The following is a 21,803-nucleotide window of genomic DNA, read 5'->3' on the forward strand; positions in this document are numbered from 1 at the left end:
TTTACGGGGCATTCTGCTTTTCTGTTCACTCCGGCACTTCCGTTAATACAGCAGGAGTTGAGTGCTGCAGCTCCCACATTCTGCGGTAAAGCCCTTCTGTGCTCATGAGACGCTCGTGAACGCCCTGTGCTACAATTTTCCCTTTATCAAGTACGATGATGTTGTCGTACTGATCCATGGCCTTCAGTCTGTGGGTGATGGTGATCATGGTTTTGCCTCTGCTGATGGAGGAAAGGGTGTCAGTAACCTCTTTTTCAGTGATGCCGTCCAGGTTGGCAGTTGCTTCATCAAGGATGATCATCGGAGCGTTTTGCAGCACAATGCGTGCAATGGCGATGCGCTGGCGTTCGCCTCCGCTGAGTTTCATGCCGTGCTGGCCGATCCATTCGTCAAGTTTGGATGCAAAGTTGATGAGTCCCGCCTGAGAGAGGGCTTGGCGGAGCTCTTCGTCAGTTGCATCGGGTTTTGCGAGCAGAAGGTTTTCCCGGATGGTTTCGGCGAAGAGGTAGGTTCGCTGTGATACGAGAGAGATATTTCGACGCAGCTCCTCCGGGTCAAGGAGGGTGATGTCGACATCACCGATAGCGATAGCGCCTTCTGAACTGTTCCAGAATCGCATGAAGAGGGAGGTGATGGTTGATTTACCTGCGCCGCTTGGTCCGACAATGGCAATGTGCTGACCTGCCGGAACCGAGAAGGATATTGAATCGAGCGCTTTCGTGAGGCTTCCCGGATAGGTGAAGCTGAGCTTTTCGATTTTGATGGCACGGTTTGCAGGGAAAGGAAACGGCGCTGCCGGGCTTGAGGTTTCAGGCTTGGCATCAAGGATTTCAAAAAGGCGCTCTCCTGCATGTCTGTCAGCCTCAAGGTGTTTTACTGCTGCCGGAAGGGGGATAAACGGCTCAAAAGAGGCCATGACCGCAAGCGTTATGACTGCAAGTGAGATGCCGTTCATGGCTCCGGTTGAGACTGTCGGTATGAGTGCCCAGAGTATCGTTAGTACCGCGCCATTCATAAGCAAACCGGTAAGTGACTCCTGCAACCCTTCAACAATGGCGTTTGTTCTCTGGAGCTGGAGTTTGGCTGATTCGACAGAGCGCATCTCCTCAAGATGCCCGGCAAGTCTGCCGTATACCTGAAGCTCCCCGATCCCCTGAAAGAGATCAAGTGCAAGGAGTTGCTGATCGGTCTTCCGGTTCATGATGCCGACTGAGAGGCCGCGGCCGAGCAGCATGGTAAGCAGCGGGACGGCGATACCTGCCAGCAGGTGAAAGCAGAGGATAAGGAGTGCCGCCTGAAGGGAGTAGGTTCCTGCAAGCACCCACATGAGCAGCGCGACAAGAATTGCGGTGACCGGGGGAGCCAAAACCCTTGTGTAGAGGTTCTCAAGGCTCTGGATATCATCAACAATCCGCTGAAGGAGATCACCGCTTCTGAAGTGCATGAGCCGGGCTGGTGCAAGAGGTTCCAGGGCATCATAAAACCAGAGCCGGAGTTTTGCCAGTATCCTGAAGGTTGTGTTATGGGATACGAGCCGCTCGGCGTAGCGCAGCACTCCGCGGGCAAGGCCGAAAAAACGCACACCGACAATACCGAGCTGAAGGGCACCCATCGGGGGCTGAAGTGCTGCCTTTGCGATGATGTAGGCAGAGGTCATCAGGAGGCCGATACCGCTTCCGGTTGTGGCAAAGCCGATCAGGGCGGCAAGTGCCATCCACCAGAAGTATGGTCTGACGATAGCGGTCAGTCGAATAAACGTTTTCATAAGCACTCCTCCTGCTGCAACTTCAGGGCATCACGGTAGAATCCGCCGGCTTCGATCAGCTCATCATGTGTTCCTGTTCCGGTAATCCGCCCTTTACTGACAACAATAATCTGTTCTGCCCTCATGATGGTTTCAAGCCGGTGGGCAATAACTACGGTTGTACGGTCTTTCATGAGTTCCAGGATCGAACTGCGCAGTGCAGCTTCAAGTTCCGGATCGGTATGCGATGTTGGTTCATCGAGTATCAGAAGGGGGGCGTTTTTAAGAAATGCCCTTGCCAGTGCGACCCTTTGGGCCTCTCCTCCGCTCAGTCGGGAGCCCTGTTCGCCAATCATGGTTTCAAGTCCTTTCGGCAGTGTCCCGACAAAGCTCAAAAGACCGGTTTTTTCAAGGGTGTCGGAGATCTCTTGTTCCGATGCATCAGCTCTGCCAAGGAGAATATTCTCTTGCAGTGTGGCATTGAAGAGGTATGGGTGCTGCGGCACCCAGGAGATCTCCCGGTGCCACTCTTCAAGAGGGATTTCATGAACCGGTCGCCCGTTCATGGTTATGCTGCCTGTGGCGGGTTCCTGAAAGCGGAGAAGGAGATTGATCAGGGTGCTTTTTCCTGCACCGCTCGGCCCGATGATTGCTGTGGTTTTTCCGGCAGGAATTGTTGCGGTAATGTTGTCGATAGCAGCAACTTCAGAGCCGGGATAGCTGTAGCTCAGATTGTTCAGGATGAGAGGGTACCTGCCAAATGGTTCGGCTTGTATTGCAGGCACGCCAGGGCTGTCGAGCGGGGCTGGTTGTTCAAGAATGGCGAAAATCTCTTTCGAAGCACTGACACCCTCCATTCCGGCATGGAACTTTGTACCGAGCTGGCGAAGGGGAAGATAAAAGTCAGGGGTAAGCAGCAGAACGAAAAGCGCAGGCTGAAAGCCGATCTGGCCTTTCATGATACGCAACCCTATCCCGACAGCAATAACGGCGGTGCCAATGGTGCCGACCAGCTCAAGCGTCAGGGACGAGAGGAATGCAACTTTCAATACCCTCATGGTTGCCTGGCGGAAGTTCTCTCCGGACTCTTCAATGGATTTTCGCTGCTCCCTGCTCTGTGCAAAGAGCTTGAGTGTTGGCAGACCTTGCAGAACATCAAGAAAGTAGCCGCTCATCCTGCTCATGGTTTTCCACTGCTTTTCAGTCATGGCACTGGCTGATTTCCCGATCAGGATCATGAAGAGCGGAATAAGGGGTGCTGTTGCAACGAGGATAACCCCTGAAATCCAGTCGTCAGGAAAGATGGCTGCAACGATAAGCAGAGGTGTGAAGAGAGCAAAAAAGATCTGTGGAATGTACTGGCTGTAATAGGCATCGAGTGCTTCGACACCCTTGATCAGCGTTGTGCTGAGCTTTCCGCTTTGCACCGAACGGGTGTAGATCGGTCCGAGAACCCCCACTTTTTCAGTCAGGCGAGTGAAGAGTTTTGTACGGATAGTAAGGGTTCCCCGGTTGGCTTCAGTCTGTGAACTCCAGTTGAACAACATGCGGAGGATGCTGAAAAGTCCGAAAAAACCGAACAAGGGGATGAGGTTGTTTATTGTGCTTTTCTGTATAAACGCGCCATCAATGATTTTGCTCAGATAAAACGCCTGGGCGATCAGCATTCCGGACGTGATAGATCCTGAAATAATTGACAGAATAAACGGCGCTCGTTCTTCTTTTATGAGTTGAAAAAGTCGCCGGTCAATGTTCATGGTTCATGGTCTTGTTCAGTGTCAAAATCGCACTAAGTCTACATAATAAAAAAGTTCGATGCAACCGGTTCACTCCTTTGAGCACCGGTTGTCAGTATTCAAGTTCCGAGTCTGTTGAAACTCTTTCCCGGAATACCCAGTAGCTCCAGCACTGGGCAATGATGACCAGTGGCGTAAATATCAGTGCCACAACGGTGAGGATGCCGAGGGTGTACTCACTTGAAGAGGCGTTGTATATGGTCAGGCTCCAGGCCGGATTGAGGTTTGAAACAAGCACTCTCGGGTAAAGGTTCGTGAAGATGGCGAGTGCGGAAAAAATAATAGCAAGGGCGGTCATGATGAATGCCACTCCGGATCTGTTTTTCTGCAGCAGGAGTAGAACCGCAGCAAGTGAGAGCAGTGAGAGCAGTGGCAGGATACCCGGTTTTATGGAGGTAACGGTTACGCTGCAGGCGATGCAAACCATCAGGGAGAGTGTGGCCGGAGCCCAGAGCTTTTTTGCGATACCGACAGCCCGTTCTTTCACGCTGCCGGATGTTTTCAGCGAGAGAAAGAGTGCGCCGTAAAGGGTAAAGGTCAATGCAGAGGCAGCGCCGCCGGCAAGGGCAAAGGGATTCAGAAGGTTGGAGAGAGCTCCGGTATAGTTCCCGGATGCATCAACAGGCACTCCACCGATGAAATTGGAGAGGATAACTCCCCAGAGCAGTGCCGGAACAAGACTGCCGCCAAAGATAATCCACTCTGATACTCTTTTCAGGGCCGGGTTACTGAACTTGCTGCGGAATTCAAAGGCTGCACCCCGAAAAATCAGCGAGAGCAGCATCAGCAGGAAGAGCGGATAAAAGCCGCTGAGGAGTGAGGCATACCATCCCGGAAATGCGGCAAACATTGCGCCTCCTGCGCTTACCAGCCACACTTCATTACCGAGCCAGAATGGACCGATGGTGTTGATGACACTGCGTCGCTCCCGATCATCACTTCCCATAAACGGGAGGAGAATGCCGGTGCCGAAATCAAAGCCTTCAAGCAGAAACAGTATGGTAAAAAGAAGCGCAATAAATATGAACCAGATCGAGTGTAAATCCATTATGTGAAGTTCGTTACAGTTTATTCCGATGAATCGAGCCCGGCTATGGCATATTTTCTCAAGAGGTAGACATCCGTGAAAGTAAGCACGCCATAGATCACGATAAACACTCCAAGTGAGAGCATCAGTTCAGTGCTGCTGACCACCGAGGCGGGTGAGAGACCCTCTTCGGTTTTCAGAAGACCGAACACAAGCCATGGCTGACGGCCCATTTCTGCCAGTATCCAGCCTGACGAGTTTGCAATCCAGGGTAGAATAGATGACCAGATAATGAGGGTGCCGACTCTTGACGAAAAGGTATAGTTGCCCTTTACTACCCGGTAGAGCACAAAGAGAGAGGTCATGAGCATCACGGTTCCGGCTCCGACCATGAATCTGAAGCTCCAGTAGGCAGTCACAACGGAGGGGATGTAGTTGCCTGGTCCGTACTTTGTTTCATATGTTTTCTGCAGCTCCCGGATCCCTTTTACCTCGCCTTCAAAGCGGTCATAAGCAAGAAAGGAGAGCAGGCGGGGAATGCGGATGGCAAAAATATCCCTGAGTTCCCTTTCATCTCCTATGGTGAGCAACGAAAAACTTGCCGGATTTTCGCTCTCCCAGAGCGCTTCGGCAGCAGCAACCTTCATCGGCTGGGTTTTCAGGAGATCCTGCATCTGTGCATGTCCGGCAAGCGTAACGAGAATTGCGCCTGTAACGGCATAAAAAGCCCCGAACTTCAGGGAGGTTTTAAAAGCCTCTCGCTCTGTTGTTGCACGCACCAGATGCCATATGCTTACGGCGATTACCAGAAATCCTCCGGTGACCACACCTCCGGCAAGCACATGCGGAAACTGCTTCCAGACATGGGGATTGAAGATGAAGGCAAAGAAATCCGCCATCTCCGCTCTTGAGCTATCTGCAGCCATTTTATAGCCGACAGGGTACTGCATAAAGGAGTTCGCTACAAGTATCCAGAAGGCAGAGAGGGTGGAGCCGAGGGCGACAATCCAAATTGTGGCGGCATGGAGTGCTTTGGGCAGCCTGTTCCATCCGAAGAGCCAGATGCCGATAAAGGTCGCTTCAACCGAGAATGCAAGCAGGGCCTCGATAGCGAGGGGAACACCGAAAATGTCACCTACAAAGCGCGAGTACTCCGACCAGTTCATGCCGAATTGAAACTCCATCACAATACCGGTTACCACACCGACGGCAAAGTTGATCAGAAAGAGATTGCCCCAGAACCTTGCAAGCTGTTTATACCGCTCGTTTCCGGTTTTCACCCAGGCCGTTTCAAGAATAGCCGTAAAGATTGACAGGCCGAGTGTAAGCGGTATGAAGAAGAAATGAAAAACAGCAGTGAAGGCAAATTGAGCCCGTGCAAGAAAAAGGGTATCCATAAAACAATATTGAAACTGAACTGTGGCCATGAGTGCACCACTATAAATCTATTCCGCGCTCCGATTGCTTTGTTTGTTTCCGACTGTGTCGGAATACACTCTACTGACAGGGGGTGGACTCACTACGATTCAGAGTGGTACCAAAGGGGTTACAGCCTGTACGCGGGTTCTTGTTTTGAAACAGGTTTAAAATAGTCTGTTTTCCTTTAATAACGTAATTTATTTTCTGATACATCCTGTCAAGCAGCAGGAAGATGCTCTGAAAGGGGAAGATAAACATTAAGCGGGAAAACGACGAAAGGGAGAGGTAAAATGCCGGTCACTCAATCGGGCCATACGTGACCGGCTCATCCATATGTGCAGTTCAGCTCATCTCCTTATGGTCACTCTGCCGTACTCCTGGCCCATCAGCAGGTGTTTAAAGGTGTCACTACTCTCTTTAGGGGCTGTAAGGTTGAAGTCAACATTCTTTTGAAAGAGCATCACGAAGTCTGAGCCGCCGAAGAGGAAATATCCGAGCATATCACCCTTTTTGACGGTAGTGCCCACGTTGACACTCTTTTCAAAATTAACGGAGCAAACCTGCGACATGCCGATCGGCAGCAGTGCTACCACGCCATATTTCGGGGTATCGATAATGACGCATCCACGGGTCTCAATATTCTGCCAGCCGGGGGTGTTGGCATCAAGCATATATTTTTTTGTGCCGGGATCCCATGTCAAATAACCGCCAACAGCATCATCGCTCTGAATAGTGCGGACCTCTTTTATGGTTCCGTCAACAGGGAAATGATAGCGGTGATAATCGTTTACATCAAGAAAGGTGTGCGTCAGTGTGCCACTGGCAAATGCAAGTTTGTATGCACTCCCTTCACCCACAAGAGCAGCTACGGATTTGAATACACCGGATTTGATGGCGACACCTTTTTTAGCAACAATATTGGATTGTTTGTCAATTCTCCATACACCCTGAGGCTTTGAGTCGGCAGGGGAAGCTATGATTGACTGGTCAGTCGGGGCGACAATCGGTCGCTGGTCGGGCGATTTCAGATAGCGCGCAAAAAAATCGTTGAATGTTTTCCAGTTTGAGGGGTCCTCATACCACCCCTTGTTCAGTCCGAATCGATCATCCTCCAGAGCTTTTTTGTAGTAGGCATCGTTCCATGACCCCTCCCTGCTCAGATAGAGCCCCCACTCCCTGGTGAAGTTGATCAGCCATGTTCGATAGGGTTCATGGTACTGCAGTGAGTTATTGTAATAACCTTTGTTTTTTAGTCCGGTAAGCGGCTGATCGTTGACGAAGTAGAAGTAATCAAGACTCTGATCAATCTGATCGTAGAGCGAAGACCAGGGTGCGTTGGGCAGGATTGACCAGGGCAGTGCTTTTGTCGCCCAGTCGATAAAATTGTAATACTCCTCCAGCGTCCTGACCGGGTTGGTTACCCTGTCCGGATTGATTCTGGTAGTTTTATTGATGGACTCGACAAGCATATTCCGCAGTTCCGAATTATGCTCTACCATGGTGATCAACTCCTCCGTTATCGGCTCATGCTTTGCCGCTCCGGAGGTGATCTCCCCGGCAAAAGCGCTGAAGCTCAGACATGTGCAAAGCGTGACAACAGAGAGTATCCTGACCAGAAAATTCCTCTTTTTCATAAATCGTCTCCGTTTGAAAAATGTGGCTGATGGTGTTGGAGCATCAGTAATGCCTGATTAAACTTCACTTTTGTTCTGAACTGTTGCAACGGATGCAACAGTTGGATTTTGTGCAAGATCGGTCAGTTTCTTTTCAAAGGTTTATACATAACCTGTCAGACCTGTTCATCCCAAGGGTTGACTACAGTGACAGATAAATCACTGAAGTGTCGGATGTTACGAGTAGCGATGATGGCGTTGTGCGCCAAAGCAATACCGGCAATAAAAGTGTCGCGCATATCGACGGGACGTCCGCTGATTTTGCGATCGGCAGCTAATTGCGCTGCTTGATTTGCTGATTTGGCATCAAAGAGCAAGACACGGTTCTTGAAGTCATCTTGCAGGAGTTCCTCAAAGCGCTTCTGTAGTAATGTTTTACGATTGCCAGATGTCAGCAGGTGTAAACCGAAGCGGACTTCAAACAGGGTGATGCTGTTCAGGCAGATAGATTGGGATGATTGTTTGTCCAGCCAGGCAATCACTTGAGGGTCTGGTTGCTGCTGCATCAGTGCGGACAAGACGTTGGTGTCCAGAATTATCATGAACCAAAGTTCACCGGTTCAAGGGCATGTCCATGGAGCTCAGTCAGTGGTTCTGTCAGACCTATATCTTTAAAGCGCGCAGCGATGCGTGAACCCAGTTTTTTCTGGGTCTGATCCGTTTCCGTGACAGCACACCGCAGAATCTGGCCAACCTCTTCTTCTACACTCAAGCCGTGCATGGTTGCCCGCTTTATAAGAAGTCTGTTGACTTTATCCTCGACTTTACAAATAATGACTTGAGTCATGAAACACCTCCTGAATTGAAAAGAGACACACAACATATAACGTGTAAATAGCCATGTCATGCCTCTTAATTCTGAAATATATGCTGGCTGGTTATCAAAACAAAATTCGTTAAAATTACGATTTCTTCGTGAGTATCTTCACATAACCGTTCATTTGCCTTCAGCTTGAACTTCCGGGTTATCCTCGGGACTTGCTTTCATTCGGGATTTTTGTTGACGGACAAGAAGCAACGCCCTGACAGAAGCATAGGTTGGTTTCAAAGATTCATATTTCTTCCGGAACTCCACGTCTTTCATTGCCTTACGAAGGGTGGCTTCGTGGTTGTATTTAACTGGCTTATAGGTAAGTTTATCAATGATTTACCGCGTTCATTCGCCTACGTTTCAACGCTCTTCTGACAGCCGCTGGCTCATGCGTAAAGACCGTCAACAGAATCCTCGCTGATCGTTGAGGCTGAAGGCGTATTAGTTTCCAATCTTGTACTGATCGAAGTTCAAAGCCGAATCGAGCTGAAAACTCAGGTTGCGTAAGGCGAAAGTTGTTACGAATTGTTTTGATGTCGACACCTTCAGGGACATGAGTGACAAAGCCTTCAGTATTATTGCCGCGAGCATAGTCAAGTGTCTGATTCGCAGATTTGAAGAGTTTACTTCCTGTTTTTGACCTGGTGTTTAACTCGTTTTTTGTAAGCATAAGCAAGCGAACCCTAAATTTCCTTTAGTTCATTTGTTTTGGCTTGTGATAAATTGGCTTTTTAGCGCTTCCGCTGGTAATTTCCATCTCATTTTTAATGAAAGATGTGTTTGATCAATAGTTACGGATTTTTCAATGTATCCATTATTTCTCGAATCTTTCGAAGTCGTTCAAGAAAATCTTCAGAAAACGTTCCATCAAGAAAACCCTTGGTATGCTTTTCTTGATATTTGATCCATTCAATACGCGCATTACTGACCGCTATCATTACGCGTGCAGAGTCTGCGCTTATTTGTTGTAATGGGCTCACTGCAATACCATTGTTAAAATTGCAATAAATAGAGTTGTTTTTCTCATTGTTTAAATCAGGGATTGTTTCCAATGCAGCCTTATAATCATTAACATCACTATCATCAGCTCTAATCTCAGTTTGGAGATAATCGTGAAAAAGGGTTGCCTCAATTTTTTTTGTATGTGAGTTTAAGCGTTTAGCCAATTTTTTCCAATCGTATGGAATACCCGAAGCCTCGTCGAGTACGGCCCGGACTATCATTGGAATTTTAACAATCTCTTCAGAAGATAGATGTGCCAATGTGTATGCACGGGCGAAAAAACCGTGAACATAAAGAAGCTTTGCCTCTTCAAGAAGTGACCTGGCATTCTCCAAAATCATGCTTCTGGCTATCTCAACTTGTTTATGGGCGAGTGGTTTCATATGTATCACTACAGTTTATTAATGCTTATAGACTAAGTATTGAACTCATTCATTGCAATATTTCAAGTCGTACATCATATCTAAGCAGTCATTATAAATCCAAAAGTCTTCTTCTGAATAATACTGCGGTAATTTGTTTGTTAATTTATCGGAAATGTGTATTCTTCCTGCGAGCCAATAATATTCGAAAGTGTTTCCGGAAATATTTTTTATTCCTCTATAGTTAGAAGATGAGACATCTATATGCCCATATTGATTTAAGGTGTCGGGAATATGAAAGTATTCATTAGCCTTAATGAGCTCATGTTTAATGGACTTAAATTTAAAGTTTTCTAGTGAGAACTCAATTGTCATAGAATGAATCGTATTGGCATCAATTGGAAGGTTTTTACATAAAAAGTCGATCACGCTTTTTTTAAGGGTTGTTTTGGATTTTACAAATATATCGAGTAAGCCATCTTCTTTTAGATTCTTAACTTTGTCTTTATGATTTTTACACGTGTAATAAAAGTTTTCGTCATATAAACTATTAATTACTTCTGTGCCAAAATAGCCATAAAAAGTACTGATTTCATTACATATTAGTTCTATTTTATCGAAAGCTTTCAGTGGATCGATTTCTTCTGCAATAGCTTTTAGGTAGAGGTACAGTGATTCTTTTTTTTCCATTGCGTTTAATGCGTTCTCTTTGATCTTTTGAAATTCAATAGGTATATTTCCCCAAGAATTTTCAATAGGTTCGCTATAGTCAGGCATGATTCCTGATAAGTCGAGTTGTGTTTTAGGTAATTTCCATGAAATAAATTCCCTATTTCTTTTGAAGTCTGCAAAGGATAAATTTCTTTCTATTCTACTTAAGGTAAATGATTTAGATTGTACGAGATACTTTTTGTTTTTTAGCACTTTTGAACCACTTATTTTAAATTTGTTGATATCTGATATTTTTACAAGTTCAAAGTCAGAATTAATCATTTCTGAAGTTAAAAAGAATATTCGAGAATTTTCTTCAAATCCGGTGTGACATAAAAGAAAAAATTCGTCTCTCGGCTTATTGTCGTTATCAAATATGTAATCTTGATGAATATAGTGTGTCGTTTATTCTGACTCAAAAAACTTGACTTGAATGAATCCAAGTATAGGAGGGTTTTTATCCAACAAGTTTTTATTCGTTATACGTCTTTGAATTATTAAATCGGCACCATCAATGTCAATAGACCGTTCTAATATCCAAAATCTATCCATTAGGAATGCTTTCGCTCTGACTTCCCCTAAAGCGCCATTTTGCATTGCTTTTAGCCAACTCGGAATTTTATCGTCCATAGAGATTTAAAAAAATGATTATTTTTCAGTGTGATATCACCGAACCATAGATTGGTTTGTTCGCATAACAAATGGTTTTATAGATTTTATGCTATAAAATACGCAAATATCAGGCACTATAAAATTTCAACTCTTTCCAGCGGATGCCTTGCATCCCTCACCATGCCGAAACAATAAACCATACGCCTGTGGCAATCATAATCAGGCTGGCAAACCGGTAAAAGCGTTTGCGGGTGGTGTGGCTGATGGTGTTGACCACCTTTCCTACCAGAATCAGGGCAGGGGCGGTACCGATGCCGAAGAGGAGCATCATGAGGGCTCCCATGAGCATTCCGGCAAAGGGGTTTTCCGCATCCATGGCGGCTCTTGCTGAGGCGAGCAGGGCGGTGTAGGTGAGGCCGCAGGGGAGAAATCCGAGGACGATACCCATCGGGTAGTAGCTGCCGATTGAGCGGGGGGCCTTGAAGAGCGACATGATCTTTTGCATCACGCTGCCGCCGGAGCTGCAACCACTGCTTTTAACTGGCAGCGGCAGCCACTCTGCTGTTGAGAGCCCCATAAGGATGATAGTGAGCCCTGCAATGATCATGATTGTGCGCTGTAGAGCCTCAATGGAGGCGGCAAGCAGAAGAAATGAGCCGGAGAGGCCGACAATACCTCCAAGTATGGTATAGGTGGTTACTCTGCCGAGGTTGTAGAGCAGAAGATGAAGTAGACCTTTTCGGGTTTCGCCGACCGAGAGAGCGCCGACAACCGGGCCGCACATGCTGATGCAGTGGCCGAATCCTCCGGCGATCCCGGAGAGCATCATGGCCAGCAGTGGTGGAATAGTCATAGTGGCATCTCTATTAATTTGTTCCGCGATTCGATTGCTTCGTTGGACGGTGCTCAAAAAGAGAACAAGGACGTCAGGGACGAAGAGAACATCTGGATGGTTTTCCTTGGCGCAATTTCGTGTAATTTCGTCTGTTTTGTGGTCCAAAAATCTTCAAACCGCTTACGACAATTTATAGAGATGCCCTTTTCATTTTATTTTTCTTCTCTCTTTCCATGTTCGGCTGTTTTTGCCGGTTCATCGTCATCGTCAAGCATCCGGTACTTGGGTGCCTCGGGGTCGTCAAACTGCCCGCTTTTGACTGCCCAGATAAAGAGGAACCATGCCGCCACACCGACAAACAGCCCGATACCGATAAGAAAAAATATAGTGTACATGGCTCTGCTGTCAAGGTTTTTTCAATCGAAGAGAGTTACTCACCACCACCAGCGAGCTTGTCGCCATCAGCATTGCGGAGATGATGGGATGCAGCACACCCGTGACGGCAAGCGGCAGGGCTATCAGATTATACGCAAAGGCCCAGAAAAGGTTCTGCCGGATGACGGAAAAACATTTTGAAGAGCTGTCAATGAGGGTGCTGATGAGCCGGAGGTCATCCTTGAGAATGGCCACTCCAGCACTTTCGAGCGCTATGCCCGATGCCTGGCCGACGGTCACTCCCGTGTCGGCTTCTGTGAGGGCAGGGGCATCATTGATTCCGTCTCCGACCATCATGACACACTCACCCCTCTCTTTCAGCTCGCGGATAACCGCTGCCTTTTCAATCGGACCCAGGCAGGCCTGAACATCGGTGATGCCACATTTTGCTGCGATATAGTCGGCCACTCCCCGGTTGTCGCCGGTCAGGATCTTCAGTTTCATCCCCTTTTTACGGAGCAGCTTAATCATGGGAAGGGCGTCGTCACGCAGGTCGTCGATCAGGCCGATCACTCCGGCAACTCTCTTGTTGCAGGCAACCATCACCACGGTTTTTCCTTCGGTGTCAAGCCGTGATGCAATTGCTTGCTGTTCAGGAGTGATCTCTATGTTTTCCTGCTGCATGAACGCTTCCGAGCCAGCCAGCCAGGATTCGCCCTCGATAGTGCCGGAAACACCTCTGCCCGGTATTGCCCTGAAGCGCTCAACCTTCAGGAGATCACCATCCCATGCTCCGGCAAGAGCATGAGCCGTCGGGTGTTCCGAAGAGGCTTCAAGTGATGCTGCATGCTGCAGAAAAGCAGGGGTTCGGGCAAAATCGTGAAGATCGGTTATGGAGGGTTTTCCCCTGGTGATGGTGCCGGTTTTGTCGAGGACAACAGTCGTGGTTTTTGAGAGAGTTTCAAAAATATCTCCCCCCTTTACAAGAATGCCTTTTTTGCCTGATGCGGAAGTGCCGACCAGAATAGCGAGTGGTGTTGCCAGACCGAGAGCACAGGGGCAGGCAATGACGAGCACCGAGACGGCATTCAGGAGTGCACTGACCGTGCTGCCGCTGGAGAGTTTCCAGTAGAGAAAGGTGGCGAAAGCCAGAAGAATGGTTACCGGCACGAAAAAGCCGGCGGTTTTATCCGCAATGTTTTGTATTGGTGCCTTGCGGGCGTGTGCATCCTCGACGGTTTTGATGATCCGTGAGAGCAGGGTAGCGGATGCTTTTCCGGTGACCTTGATCGTGAGCCGTCCGTTCATGGAAAAACTTCCGGCAAAGATGCTGCTGCCAGGCTCTTTCAGAACGGGGCGGGACTCCCCGGTAAGCATTGATTCATTTACTTCGGCTTCGCCTTCAATCACGACGCCGTCAAGCGGTATCCGGTCACCGGGGATCACCTCGATCCGGTCGCCGGGATTGACCGCAGAAATCGGCACCATCGTGGTTTGGCCGCTTTCGGAAAGAAGCAGGGCCTCCTGCGGCTGGAGTTCGGCAAGCTCAGCCATGGCGTTGCCCGCCTTGAGGCGTGAACCGGCCTCAAGGAAACGGCCGAGAAGGATGAAGGTGATGATCATGGCGGCACTGTCAAAAAACACCTCCCCTCCGAGGGGGATCATCGCAATACTGTAGAGGTATGCCGAGAGTGAACCGAGCGCTACAAGAACATCCATGTTGAGTGTGAGCCGCCTCAGCGAACGCCATGCGTTTGAGAGGAATGGAAATCCGGCATAAAAGAGAACCGGGGAGGCAAGAGCCCAGGAGATGAGCTGAAACGCGACTCTGTAGCGGCTCTCCATGCCCTGGAAAAAACCGGCATAGAGCGCTGCCGTAAAGAGCATGAGCTGCATGGAGAAAAATCCGGCAGTTCCGAAGCGAAGGAGCAGGTCCTGCTTCTCCTCAGCAAAAACAGTGCTGCCTGCGTTCTGATGGCAGGGGTGAGGAAGGTAGCCGATATCCCGTACAGCATTCAGGATGGTGTCGAGCGTTGTTTTACGCCCACTCCAGGTGATGATGGCCTTGTGGGTTGCATAGTTGACTCTTGCTGAAAGTACCCCTTCAACTTTTACGAGAAACTTTTCGATAAGCCATACACATGAAGCGCATCGTATGCCGGAGAGTAAAAGCTCAATGCGGTGCTCATCACCTGCAATGGTAACGGTATCGCTGAAGTGGGCACTCTGGAGCTTTACTCCGGTGGCCGGAGGGCCGGGCTGCCAGTCGCACCGCTGGCGGTAAAATGCATCAAGCGAGCTGCTGTTGACAAGCTCGTAGACCCCGAGACAGCCATGGCAGCAGAAATATTTCGTCTGGCCGTCAATTCTTGCGGTTACGGCTGTATTTCTGCCGGTCTCCTGCATGCAGTGATCGCATTGCACGCATTCAGCCGCGGTGGTCTCACTTTCTGACATTGAAGATAAATGCCGGATTGTCAAGCAGCTCGGAAAGCAATGTTGCCTGCCAGAGAGTGCGTCCGCTCATGCATCGGACAATTACCCCTTTGCCCTTGTAGGTACAACCGGTTGTTCTCTGAAGAGTGACCTGGTTTTTGCCCATCATCATACCCGGCATGCTGAGATCAAGCAGCAGTTTGTCTGGAAGCCTGTCGCATGGCGAAATGGTTACCGTGAAGCTGAGTTCCTGCATCGGACTTACCGGCTTTGGCTCAATGTTCAGTGTGACCGTGCGCTGAGCGGAGGTAACCGAGCAGGGGCCATCATTGATGTTGCACTCCAGCTCTTTTGCCGGGAGTGGAGTTGCTGTGCTCAACAGCGATACAAAGAGCGCCAGAGCCGCCATACCTTTTATTTTATCTCTGAAAACCATTTTTTTGTGGCAATGAGTTGTTGTTGCTGCTTCAGGTCAATTCGTGTGAACCAGACACCTTTGAATGGAATGTCAGCAGTTGCCTGATAGACTCCGGGTGAGCGTTCACGCATAGTTATGGTGGAGTCATAACCGGAAGAGGAGAGGTTTCCGATAAAGAGGGTGAGATCGGCATGTTCAAGCGGCACTCCCTTTGAGGTGACGGAAATTCTGATCTCATTTTCTCCCCTCTTCAGTGCTGCTGGCGACTGGATTGCTATACCAAGGCGCTCTTCTGCCGACTTTGCCTGAAAATAGCGTTTGCTGTTTTCATAATAGTTGTTGTCCACCATCCCTTCGGCATCCCTGAATGCTACATAGATGCCGCAGCCCATGGCAAAGAAAAAAAGCGGATAGATGATGTAGAAAAAGAGCTTCATAGAAAACCGGCCTCCCTGTTGATGACCATACCGTTACCGGAAATTTTGAGATGGAGCAGCTCCCGTTTGCCGGTCGATTTGACCAGAATAGTTCCATGAAGTGCTGAAAATGGCTCCACCTGAAGGGTGTGCTCCCCAATAAGGGTTACACCGGAATCAGATGAGGATAGCTCCAGCGTCAGTTTTTCCGCTCCGTTGTTATGGATAGTGAAGGAGTAACGGTTCAGTCCCGGTGGCAGTGATGCATTGTCACGGATGACAAGAAAATCAACCGGAGGACGGCAGAGCAGAAGCACTATAAGGGCAATGGCGGCAAAGCCGGTTACCCCGCCGAGCCAGAATGTTTTCGGTCGGACGATTCGCCCTTTATAGTTCGGGAAAGGGCGCATACCCCTCTTTTCAGTCATGGTCCGGCAAGCGTCGATACATTCGGCGCAGGCAATGCAGGCGGAGCTCAACCCTTTTTTGATGTCGATGCCGACAGGGCAAACCTGAACGCAGGCATCGCATCTCATGCAGGTCGCATCCCGTGTGGCATCATACTCGATAACAAGAGTCTCCTTGTCAAAAAGCACATTCTGGAGCATGGCGTAAGGGCATATTGAGGTGCAGAAACCTCTTCCGAGAAAGGCCAGTTCAAGGTAGACGAGCAGCCAGAGAACAAGGAAAAAAGTGGTAATGACCGGTTCTGAAAAAAGGGTTCTGAATGCTTCTGCAGGTGGAACAAAGTAGCTGATCATGGTAATCGACACGAGGGCAGAGAGGGGGAGCAGTACAATTTTCTGCAAGGGTTTCCGTCGTTTTTCTTTCCCTGCAATACGCTCACTCAAATCAAGCAGGACGGTTTGCGGACAGAACCAGCCACACCAGACTCTTCCGAAAATGATGGTAACCAGGCCGATAAAGAGGAGAAAAAAGAGGGCAGCGGCAAGAATAAGATAAAACTCCCGCATCCATATAACTGATCCGAAAAGATGGAGCTTTAGGGTCGCAATGTCAAAGCGGAAGGCACTCTGGCCGTTTATGAAAAGAAACGGCAGGCCGGTCAGGATGACCGCCTGCAGGATTGCTATAACGTTTCTCTTTTTTTTCCACAAAATGAGAGGCTCCTGAGTTTGCGGAGATTATGGTTTTCTCAGGGTTTCCAGATATGCTATAACCTTGCTGATCTTTTCGGCTCCGATCTGGGGAAGAAAAGAGGGCATCCCGTTTGGTCTCCCTTTGGTAATCGTTTCGTAGAGATCGCTCCGGGCAGAGCCGTATTTGAGTTTTGCTGCGGTAAGATTGGGGCCGATGCCTCCGGTTGCATCGGCATTGTGGCATGGTGCACAGGTGGTGGCAAAAATCTCCTTTCCATCCTCAATGGCATCGTTGTCCCCGGCATAATCCTTGACCGTATCCGTTTTTACCGTTTTGGATGCAGCAACCATCTCCTGTTCATACTCCTTGTAGAATGACCATCCCGAGATGGCCGGGGTATAGGATACCGTGTAGCCGACGAGAAAGATAACTCCTCCGAAAAAAAACAGCAGCCACCCTTTGGGGATTTTGTTATGGCCATCCTGGGGCTCACCGGAATCATGCATTGAGGTCTCCATTTAAAGATCTGTTTGAGCTGTTCGAGGTTTCACTGGTCGTCATCAAGCATGCTCTGCTTTGGTTTCTCGACCTTCTCTTTTCGCTTCGGATTGTAGTAGTAAAAAATTATTCCGGCAAGAACAGTAGCCAGAGCGATGGTGAAAATGAGGTATGCTATTCCGGAAAAATTCATTTATTGGCCTCCATTTTTTTTACATCCCGTCCAAGCTTCTGGATGTAGGCAACGAGGGCATCCATCTCCGTAAGCTCCTTCTGCAGTTCAGGAGGAGTGACCTTGTCGCGACTCACTTTTGATGGATAGTTATCATTGGTCACCGTTGAGCGGCACTGGTCGATCTGCTGCTGAACCTCGTTTTCAGAGTAGCCATAACCGAGAACTGATGTTTTTTTGAATGAGTTCGCGACGTCAAGCCGGTTGTTTGCAAGCCAGGCATAGGGAGGCATATTTGATTTTTCAAACATGGCTTGCGGGCTCCGGAAGTGGGTGTAGTGCCATGAATCGGGATATTTGCCTCCAACCCTGTTCAGGTCAGGCCCAGTGCGGCGGGAGCCCCAGAGAAATGGCCGGTCATAGGCAAACTCTTCAGGTTTTGAGTATTCGCCGTAGCGCAGCACCTCTGTCCGGAGTGGCCGGACGGTCTGGGTGTGGCAGTTGTTGCACCCTTCACGCATATAGATGTCCCGTCCCTCCTGTTCAACAGCCGTGTAGGGCTTGATATAGGCGCTCACCGGCTGAGTTGAGGGCATGAAGAGCGGAATAAAGACGGTTACGGTTGTGCCGATCAGGATGACAACGGTTGAAAGCAGTGCGAAAACAACCGGTTTTGAAGTGATCCCCATGATTACAGCTCCTGTTTGTTGATTTGTCGGTTATGCTTCAGCCTGACGTGGTTCCTGGCGTACGGTCATGACCAGATTCCAGACGAAGATCAGGATACCGATAAAGAATATGAGTCCGGCGGCAAATCGCAGTTGGTAGTAGGGATAGAGCGATGCGACGGTATCAAGAAAGTTGTACATCAGTGATCCGTCAGGGTTGGTGGCCTTCCACATTGCCCCCTGCTGGATACCTGCAATCCACATGGCGGAAGTCCAGATAACCTGACCAACCATCATAAGCCAGAACTGTATGTTTGCAAGTTTGATGCTGTAGATCACCGTGTTGGTGATGTTCGGAATCATATAGTAGAATGATGCCGAGACTATCATGGTGACCCATCCCATCGTCCCCATGTGTACATGCCCTACAACCCAGTCGGTATAGTGGAAGAAGGCATTGATGGTTCTGAGTCCCTGCAGAGGTCCCTGGAGGGTCTGGAGACCGTAGAAGGTTATGCCTGCGATGAAGAATTTGACCAGGTAGTTGGAGCGCATCTGATCCCAGTTGCCCTGTAGGGTGTAATAGCCGTTGACAACTGAACCCCATGATGGTGCAATCATGAAGATGCTGAAGGCCATCGCGACGGTCTGGATCCACTCCGGCAGGGGTGTCAGCATGAGATGATGTGCTCCGGTCCAGAGATAGGCAAAATTCAGTGCCCAGAACGAGACTATGGAGAGGCGGTGGCTGTAGATAGGAAGACCCGTTGACTTGGGAAGGAAATAGTAAAACATCGCCAGTATCGGAACCGTAAAGATGAAGCCAACAACGTTATGGCCGTACCACCACTCCACATTGGCATCGTTTGCTCCGGAATAGACGGTGTAGGATTTGAAGAGGGTGACGGGTATTTCAAGATTGTTGACTATGTAGAGGATGGCAATGGCAACCGTCATGGCGATAATGTACCAGAGAGAGATGTACATCTGTTTTTCGCGGCGCTTGATGAGTGTGCCGAAGACATTGACGGCAAACATGACCCAGAAAACCACCACACCGATATCAATTGGCCACTCCAGCTCGGCATACTCTTTTGTGGTATTCATTCCCGCAAAGAGGCTCAGTGCTCCCAGGGCTATGATGGCATTGAAAAAGTAGAGGTGTGCCTGGGCGAGACGGGGAAAGGCAAGGGGTGCTCTGGTCAGTCGCTGGAGCATGTAGTATGATGCAGAAAAAATACCGGCAAGGGCAAAACCAAGCCCCAGACCGTTGGTATGGACGACCCGGAGACGGCCGAAGCTGAGCCATGGCGTGATATTCAGCGCCGGATTGAACATTTCAAATGCTATCCACAGTCCGACAAGAAGGCCGATGACCAGCCAGAATACCGCTGACCAGGCAAAACCGCGAACAGTTTTGTAATTGTACACTACTGCTTCATTCATGCCTTACTCCAGTTCTTTTTGCGCCTCTGTTCATTATTCCGCACTGATGTGACTCAGTCGAAAGATAGAGCAATCAAGAGAGGTGCTCTTGGTGAAAAAGTATAGAGAGAGAACGGGGTGAACAACTTTTGAAAGTTCACTTTATACTATAAATGTAAGGATAAAGAGGGATTTAATCATGCGAGAAATAAAAAATCCGGATTTTTATCATCCGGATTTTTTATTGAAGTGATCTGTGTTGTGTGCAGTTGTGTTACTGTCCGAAGAGTGTTTTCAGCTCTTCGACATAGTTGCCGACAACAGCCTTTTTGTCAGTGATGATGCCGCGGAGGAACTTGCCCGGAGTGACATCAAAGGCATAATTGAGTACCGGTGTGTTGGGCATTGCAACCTGTGTACCGAAAATAGTTCTCAGCTCATCGGCATTCCGTTCTTCGATCGGGATGTGTGTCCCGTCAGGAATGGTAATGTCGATGGTTGATACCGGTGCGGCAATGTAGAACGGCAGGTTGTGATGGTAGGCGCTGATTGCATGGGCACAGGTTCCGATCTTGTTGGCGGTGTCGCCGTTGGCGGCAATCCGGTCGGCACCGACAATGCCGAAATCAATCATGCCTCTCTGCATCAGGAATGCCGATGAGGAGTCGGAAATAGAGACAAACGGTATGCCGTCGTGCTGAAGCTCCCATGCAGTCAAACGAAGTCCCTGAAGAAGCGGACGGCTTTCGGAGGTGATGACGCGCTCGATCAGCCCCTCCTTCCAGGCAAGTCTGATAACTCCTAATGCAGAACCGGTGCCGCAACAGGCAAGGGTGCCGGTGTTGCAGTGGGTCAGCACGTTGAGTTTTCGTTTTTTCAGGATATCGGCAAGGTCAATCCTGATCTGGTCAACACCGTGGCGCGACATCAGATCGCAGTTGGCAATCTCGTCAATATGGATTTTCTTTGCGGCTTCATTCATTTTTGCAAAGAGCACGTCAATCGTATCGCTCTCGAAATTGTCGTCATAGACCTTTTGCAGACGGGCAGAGGCAAAAAAGAGGTTGACCGCAGTCGGCCTTGATGCTTCCACATCCGCAATAAGTGTTTTGAAGAAGAGAGGGAACTCCTCCTTGCTCCCCCTGAAGCTGTTGATCCCGAGAATGATCGTATAGGCTGCTGCAACACCGATCAGGGGTGCGCCGCGAACCGCAAGGGTCTTAATGGCTTCAATGGCCTCCTGATGGCTCTTTGTTGAGACATACTCCTCCCTGAGCGGCAGGAACCGCTGGTCGAGGTAGTGAAGCGTGTCGTTACTGAACGAGATGGCGTCTATCATGCTGTAAAAAAGGGTTAAAGATTTTCAACAACGGACTTGAATATCGCGGTCATTTTCGGCTCTGCCTGGTTTGAAACCTCGATGATCTCTTCAATGCTGACCGATTTCAGGTTATCCGGGAAACACTCGTCGGTAATGATGGACATGCCGAAAACCTCTGTTCCCTGGTGTACGGCAGCGATAACTTCAGGCACTGTTGACATGCCGACTACATCTGCGCCGAGATTTCTCAGCATGCGATATTCGGCACGCGTTTCCAGACAGGGTCCTGAAAGTGCAATATAGACTCCGCGCTGAACCTTGAGCTTAAGGTCAAGAGCCACCTTTTCAGCCAGATCAAGCAGTCGCATGGAGTACGGGGCACACATGTCAGGGAAGCGTGAGCCGAGTTCCGGATCGTTGGGGCCGATGAGGGGATTGCCGCCAAGGAGGTTGATATGGTCGTCGATCAGCATGATATCGCCCTTTTTGTAGGAAGGGTTGAGGCCGCCGCAGGCATTGGTGATGCCGAGGGTTTTAACACCGAGGTGTTTCATGACTCTGATCGGGAAGGCAATCTGCTGCATGGTGTAGCCTTCATAAAAATGGAAGCGGCCCTGCATGGCTACTACTTTTTTCCCCGCAAGGGTTCCAAAAATCAGTTTTCCATGGTGGGTTTCAACCGTTGAGATAGGGAAATTCGGGATGGTGCCATAGTCGAGCGAAAACTCTACCTTGATCTCTTTTGCCAGTGCGCCGAGTCCTGTTCCAAGAACAATACCGACAGGGTAGTTATCCTGGGTTTTCTTTCTGATAAAGGCAACTGCTTCCTCGATTTTTACCTTCTGTGAGATCATGGTAGGTCAGGTTTACTGGTTAATTGACTATGAGATAATTAAAGACCGTTCTGATTCCTCTGTCAGAAAACGGTAAAGAGCCGAAACAGGGAGACTCTTTTCCTTCCCCTTGAGGCATCTGGCGGCA

22 protein-coding genes are annotated in these 21,803 nt (G+C 49.0%); all 22 read right to left on the reverse strand.

The window, feature by feature from the left end:
* Positions 1-25: 25 nt before the first annotated feature.
* The 22 genes from cydC to G9409_RS06135 all read right to left on the reverse strand — a co-directional run bounded on the left by cydC (position 26) and on the right by G9409_RS06135 (position 21,676).
* The gene (gene cydC, locus G9409_RS06025; RefSeq protein ID WP_166807895.1) at positions 26-1,765 is read right to left on the reverse strand and encodes a thiol reductant ABC exporter subunit CydC; all 1,740 of its coding nucleotides are present in this window, start codon (positions 1,763-1,765) and stop codon (positions 26-28) included.
* Positions 1,762-3,501, reverse strand: a complete 1,740-nt coding sequence (gene cydD, locus G9409_RS06030) for a thiol reductant ABC exporter subunit CydD (protein ID WP_166807896.1) — start codon at positions 3,499-3,501, stop codon at positions 1,762-1,764. The genes cydC and cydD overlap by 4 nt, the downstream gene beginning before the upstream one ends.
* Before the next feature lie 91 nt (positions 3,502-3,592).
* On the reverse strand, positions 3,593-4,588 hold the full coding sequence (cydB, locus tag G9409_RS06035) for a cytochrome d ubiquinol oxidase subunit II (protein WP_166807897.1): 996 nt from the start codon (positions 4,586-4,588) through the stop codon (positions 3,593-3,595).
* Positions 4,589-4,608: 20 nt separating this feature from the next.
* Complete coding sequence (locus G9409_RS06040; RefSeq protein WP_166807898.1) at positions 4,609-5,964, reverse strand: cytochrome ubiquinol oxidase subunit I; 1,356 nt, start codon at positions 5,962-5,964, stop codon at positions 4,609-4,611.
* Between the two features lie 369 nt (positions 5,965-6,333).
* Positions 6,334-7,620 carry a phosphatidylserine decarboxylase gene (locus G9409_RS06045; protein ID WP_166807899.1) on the reverse strand — a complete coding sequence of 429 codons (1,287 nt, stop codon included), beginning with the start codon at positions 7,618-7,620 and terminating at the stop codon, positions 6,334-6,336.
* Positions 7,621-7,775: 155 nt separating this feature from the next.
* Positions 7,776-8,201 (reverse strand): type II toxin-antitoxin system VapC family toxin, encoded by a 426-nt coding sequence (locus tag G9409_RS06050; RefSeq protein WP_166807900.1) that lies wholly within the window; start codon positions 8,199-8,201, stop codon positions 7,776-7,778.
* Positions 8,198-8,446, reverse strand: coding sequence for a FitA-like ribbon-helix-helix domain-containing protein (locus G9409_RS06055; RefSeq protein ID WP_166807901.1), 249 nt, complete (start codon positions 8,444-8,446; stop codon positions 8,198-8,200). Before G9409_RS06055 ends, G9409_RS06050 begins: the two co-directional genes overlap by 4 nt.
* 815 nt (positions 8,447-9,261) lie before the next feature.
* Positions 9,262-9,855 (reverse strand): AbiV family abortive infection protein, encoded by a 594-nt coding sequence (locus G9409_RS06065; protein WP_166807903.1) that lies wholly within the window; start codon positions 9,853-9,855, stop codon positions 9,262-9,264.
* A gap of 45 nt (positions 9,856-9,900) precedes the next feature.
* The gene (locus tag G9409_RS06070; protein WP_166807904.1) at positions 9,901-10,827 is read right to left on the reverse strand and encodes a hypothetical protein; all 927 of its coding nucleotides are present in this window, start codon (positions 10,825-10,827) and stop codon (positions 9,901-9,903) included.
* Between the two features lie 123 nt (positions 10,828-10,950).
* On the reverse strand, positions 10,951-11,175 hold the full coding sequence (locus G9409_RS06075) for a hypothetical protein (RefSeq protein ID WP_166807905.1): 225 nt from the start codon (positions 11,173-11,175) through the stop codon (positions 10,951-10,953).
* Positions 11,176-11,332: 157 nt separating this feature from the next.
* The gene (locus G9409_RS06080) at positions 11,333-12,010 is read right to left on the reverse strand and encodes a sulfite exporter TauE/SafE family protein (RefSeq protein ID WP_166807906.1); all 678 of its coding nucleotides are present in this window, start codon (positions 12,008-12,010) and stop codon (positions 11,333-11,335) included.
* Between the two features lie 194 nt (positions 12,011-12,204).
* Entirely contained in the window at positions 12,205-12,387 is a 183-nt protein-coding gene (gene ccoS / locus G9409_RS06085) for a cbb3-type cytochrome oxidase assembly protein CcoS (RefSeq protein ID WP_166807907.1), read from the reverse strand.
* Positions 12,388-12,397: 10 nt separating this feature from the next.
* Positions 12,398-14,824: a heavy metal translocating P-type ATPase gene (locus G9409_RS06090; RefSeq protein ID WP_166807908.1), complete on the reverse strand. Its 2,427-nt coding sequence runs from the start codon at positions 14,822-14,824 to the stop codon at positions 12,398-12,400.
* On the reverse strand, positions 14,811-15,239 hold the full coding sequence (locus tag G9409_RS06095) for a hypothetical protein (protein WP_166807909.1): 429 nt from the start codon (positions 15,237-15,239) through the stop codon (positions 14,811-14,813). Before G9409_RS06095 ends, G9409_RS06090 begins: the two co-directional genes overlap by 14 nt.
* Entirely contained in the window at positions 15,218-15,658 is a 441-nt protein-coding gene (locus G9409_RS06100) for a FixH family protein (RefSeq protein ID WP_166807910.1), read from the reverse strand. Before G9409_RS06100 ends, G9409_RS06095 begins: the two co-directional genes overlap by 22 nt.
* Entirely contained in the window at positions 15,655-16,755 is a 1,101-nt protein-coding gene (locus G9409_RS06105) for a 4Fe-4S dicluster domain-containing protein (RefSeq protein ID WP_166807911.1), read from the reverse strand. The genes G9409_RS06100 and G9409_RS06105 overlap by 4 nt, the downstream gene beginning before the upstream one ends.
* A gap of 27 nt (positions 16,756-16,782) precedes the next feature.
* Positions 16,783-17,244 carry a c-type cytochrome gene (locus tag G9409_RS06110; protein WP_166807912.1) on the reverse strand — a complete coding sequence of 154 codons (462 nt, stop codon included), beginning with the start codon at positions 17,242-17,244 and terminating at the stop codon, positions 16,783-16,785.
* A gap of 41 nt (positions 17,245-17,285) precedes the next feature.
* Entirely contained in the window at positions 17,286-17,429 is a 144-nt protein-coding gene (locus G9409_RS06115) for a cbb3-type cytochrome c oxidase subunit 3 (RefSeq protein ID WP_166807913.1), read from the reverse strand.
* Complete coding sequence (locus G9409_RS06120; RefSeq protein WP_166807914.1) at positions 17,426-18,097, reverse strand: cbb3-type cytochrome c oxidase subunit II; 672 nt, start codon at positions 18,095-18,097, stop codon at positions 17,426-17,428. Before G9409_RS06120 ends, G9409_RS06115 begins: the two co-directional genes overlap by 4 nt.
* Positions 18,098-18,127: 30 nt before the next feature.
* Positions 18,128-19,522, reverse strand: coding sequence for a cbb3-type cytochrome c oxidase subunit I (locus tag G9409_RS06125; RefSeq protein WP_166807915.1), 1,395 nt, complete (start codon positions 19,520-19,522; stop codon positions 18,128-18,130).
* 253 nt (positions 19,523-19,775) lie between these two features.
* Positions 19,776-20,840 (reverse strand): S-methyl-5-thioribose-1-phosphate isomerase, encoded by a 1,065-nt coding sequence (mtnA, locus tag G9409_RS06130; RefSeq protein WP_166807916.1) that lies wholly within the window; start codon positions 20,838-20,840, stop codon positions 19,776-19,778.
* Between the two features lie 14 nt (positions 20,841-20,854).
* A complete protein-coding gene (locus tag G9409_RS06135; RefSeq protein ID WP_006365218.1) occupies positions 20,855-21,676 on the reverse strand; it encodes a purine-nucleoside phosphorylase in 822 nt (273 codons plus the stop codon).
* Positions 21,677-21,803: the final 127 nt, after the last annotated feature.

This window comes from Candidatus Chlorobium masyuteum, from assembly GCF_011601315.1.
GTDB classification, from domain to species: Bacteria; Bacteroidota; Chlorobiia; order Chlorobiales; family Chlorobiaceae; genus Chlorobium; species Chlorobium masyuteum.

Bases quoted from the DNA above. Each gene is read 5' to 3' on its own strand.
- cydC (WP_166807895.1), bottom strand. From the start codon at position 1,765: ATGAAAACGTTTATTCGACTGACCGCTATCGTCAGACCATACTTCTGG.
- cydD (WP_166807896.1), bottom strand. From the start codon at position 3,501: ATGAACATTGACCGGCGACTTTTTCAACTCATAAAAGAAGAACGAGCG.
- cydB (WP_166807897.1), bottom strand. From the start codon at position 4,588: ATGGATTTACACTCGATCTGGTTCATATTTATTGCGCTTCTTTTTACC.
- G9409_RS06040 (WP_166807898.1), bottom strand. From the start codon at position 5,964: ATGGATACCCTTTTTCTTGCACGGGCTCAATTTGCCTTCACTGCTGTT.
- G9409_RS06045 (WP_166807899.1), bottom strand. From the start codon at position 7,620: ATGAAAAAGAGGAATTTTCTGGTCAGGATACTCTCTGTTGTCACGCTT.
- G9409_RS06050 (WP_166807900.1), bottom strand. From the start codon at position 8,201: ATGATAATTCTGGACACCAACGTCTTGTCCGCACTGATGCAGCAGCAA.
- G9409_RS06055 (WP_166807901.1), bottom strand. From the start codon at position 8,446: ATGACTCAAGTCATTATTTGTAAAGTCGAGGATAAAGTCAACAGACTT.
- G9409_RS06065 (WP_166807903.1), bottom strand. From the start codon at position 9,855: ATGAAACCACTCGCCCATAAACAAGTTGAGATAGCCAGAAGCATGATT.
- G9409_RS06070 (WP_166807904.1), bottom strand. From the start codon at position 10,827: ATGATTAATTCTGACTTTGAACTTGTAAAAATATCAGATATCAACAAA.
- G9409_RS06075 (WP_166807905.1), bottom strand. From the start codon at position 11,175: ATGGACGATAAAATTCCGAGTTGGCTAAAAGCAATGCAAAATGGCGCT.
- G9409_RS06080 (WP_166807906.1), bottom strand. From the start codon at position 12,010: ATGACTATTCCACCACTGCTGGCCATGATGCTCTCCGGGATCGCCGGA.
- ccoS (WP_166807907.1), bottom strand. From the start codon at position 12,387: ATGTACACTATATTTTTTCTTATCGGTATCGGGCTGTTTGTCGGTGTG.
- G9409_RS06090 (WP_166807908.1), bottom strand. From the start codon at position 14,824: ATGTCAGAAAGTGAGACCACCGCGGCTGAATGCGTGCAATGCGATCAC.
- G9409_RS06095 (WP_166807909.1), bottom strand. From the start codon at position 15,239: ATGGTTTTCAGAGATAAAATAAAAGGTATGGCGGCTCTGGCGCTCTTT.
- G9409_RS06100 (WP_166807910.1), bottom strand. From the start codon at position 15,658: ATGAAGCTCTTTTTCTACATCATCTATCCGCTTTTTTTCTTTGCCATG.
- G9409_RS06110 (WP_166807912.1), bottom strand. From the start codon at position 17,244: ATGCATGATTCCGGTGAGCCCCAGGATGGCCATAACAAAATCCCCAAA.
- G9409_RS06115 (WP_166807913.1), bottom strand. From the start codon at position 17,429: ATGAATTTTTCCGGAATAGCATACCTCATTTTCACCATCGCTCTGGCT.
- G9409_RS06120 (WP_166807914.1), bottom strand. From the start codon at position 18,097: ATGGGGATCACTTCAAAACCGGTTGTTTTCGCACTGCTTTCAACCGTT.
- G9409_RS06125 (WP_166807915.1), bottom strand. From the start codon at position 19,522: ATGAATGAAGCAGTAGTGTACAATTACAAAACTGTTCGCGGTTTTGCC.
- mtnA (WP_166807916.1), bottom strand. From the start codon at position 20,840: ATGATAGACGCCATCTCGTTCAGTAACGACACGCTTCACTACCTCGAC.
- G9409_RS06135 (WP_006365218.1), bottom strand. From the start codon at position 21,676: ATGATCTCACAGAAGGTAAAAATCGAGGAAGCAGTTGCCTTTATCAGA.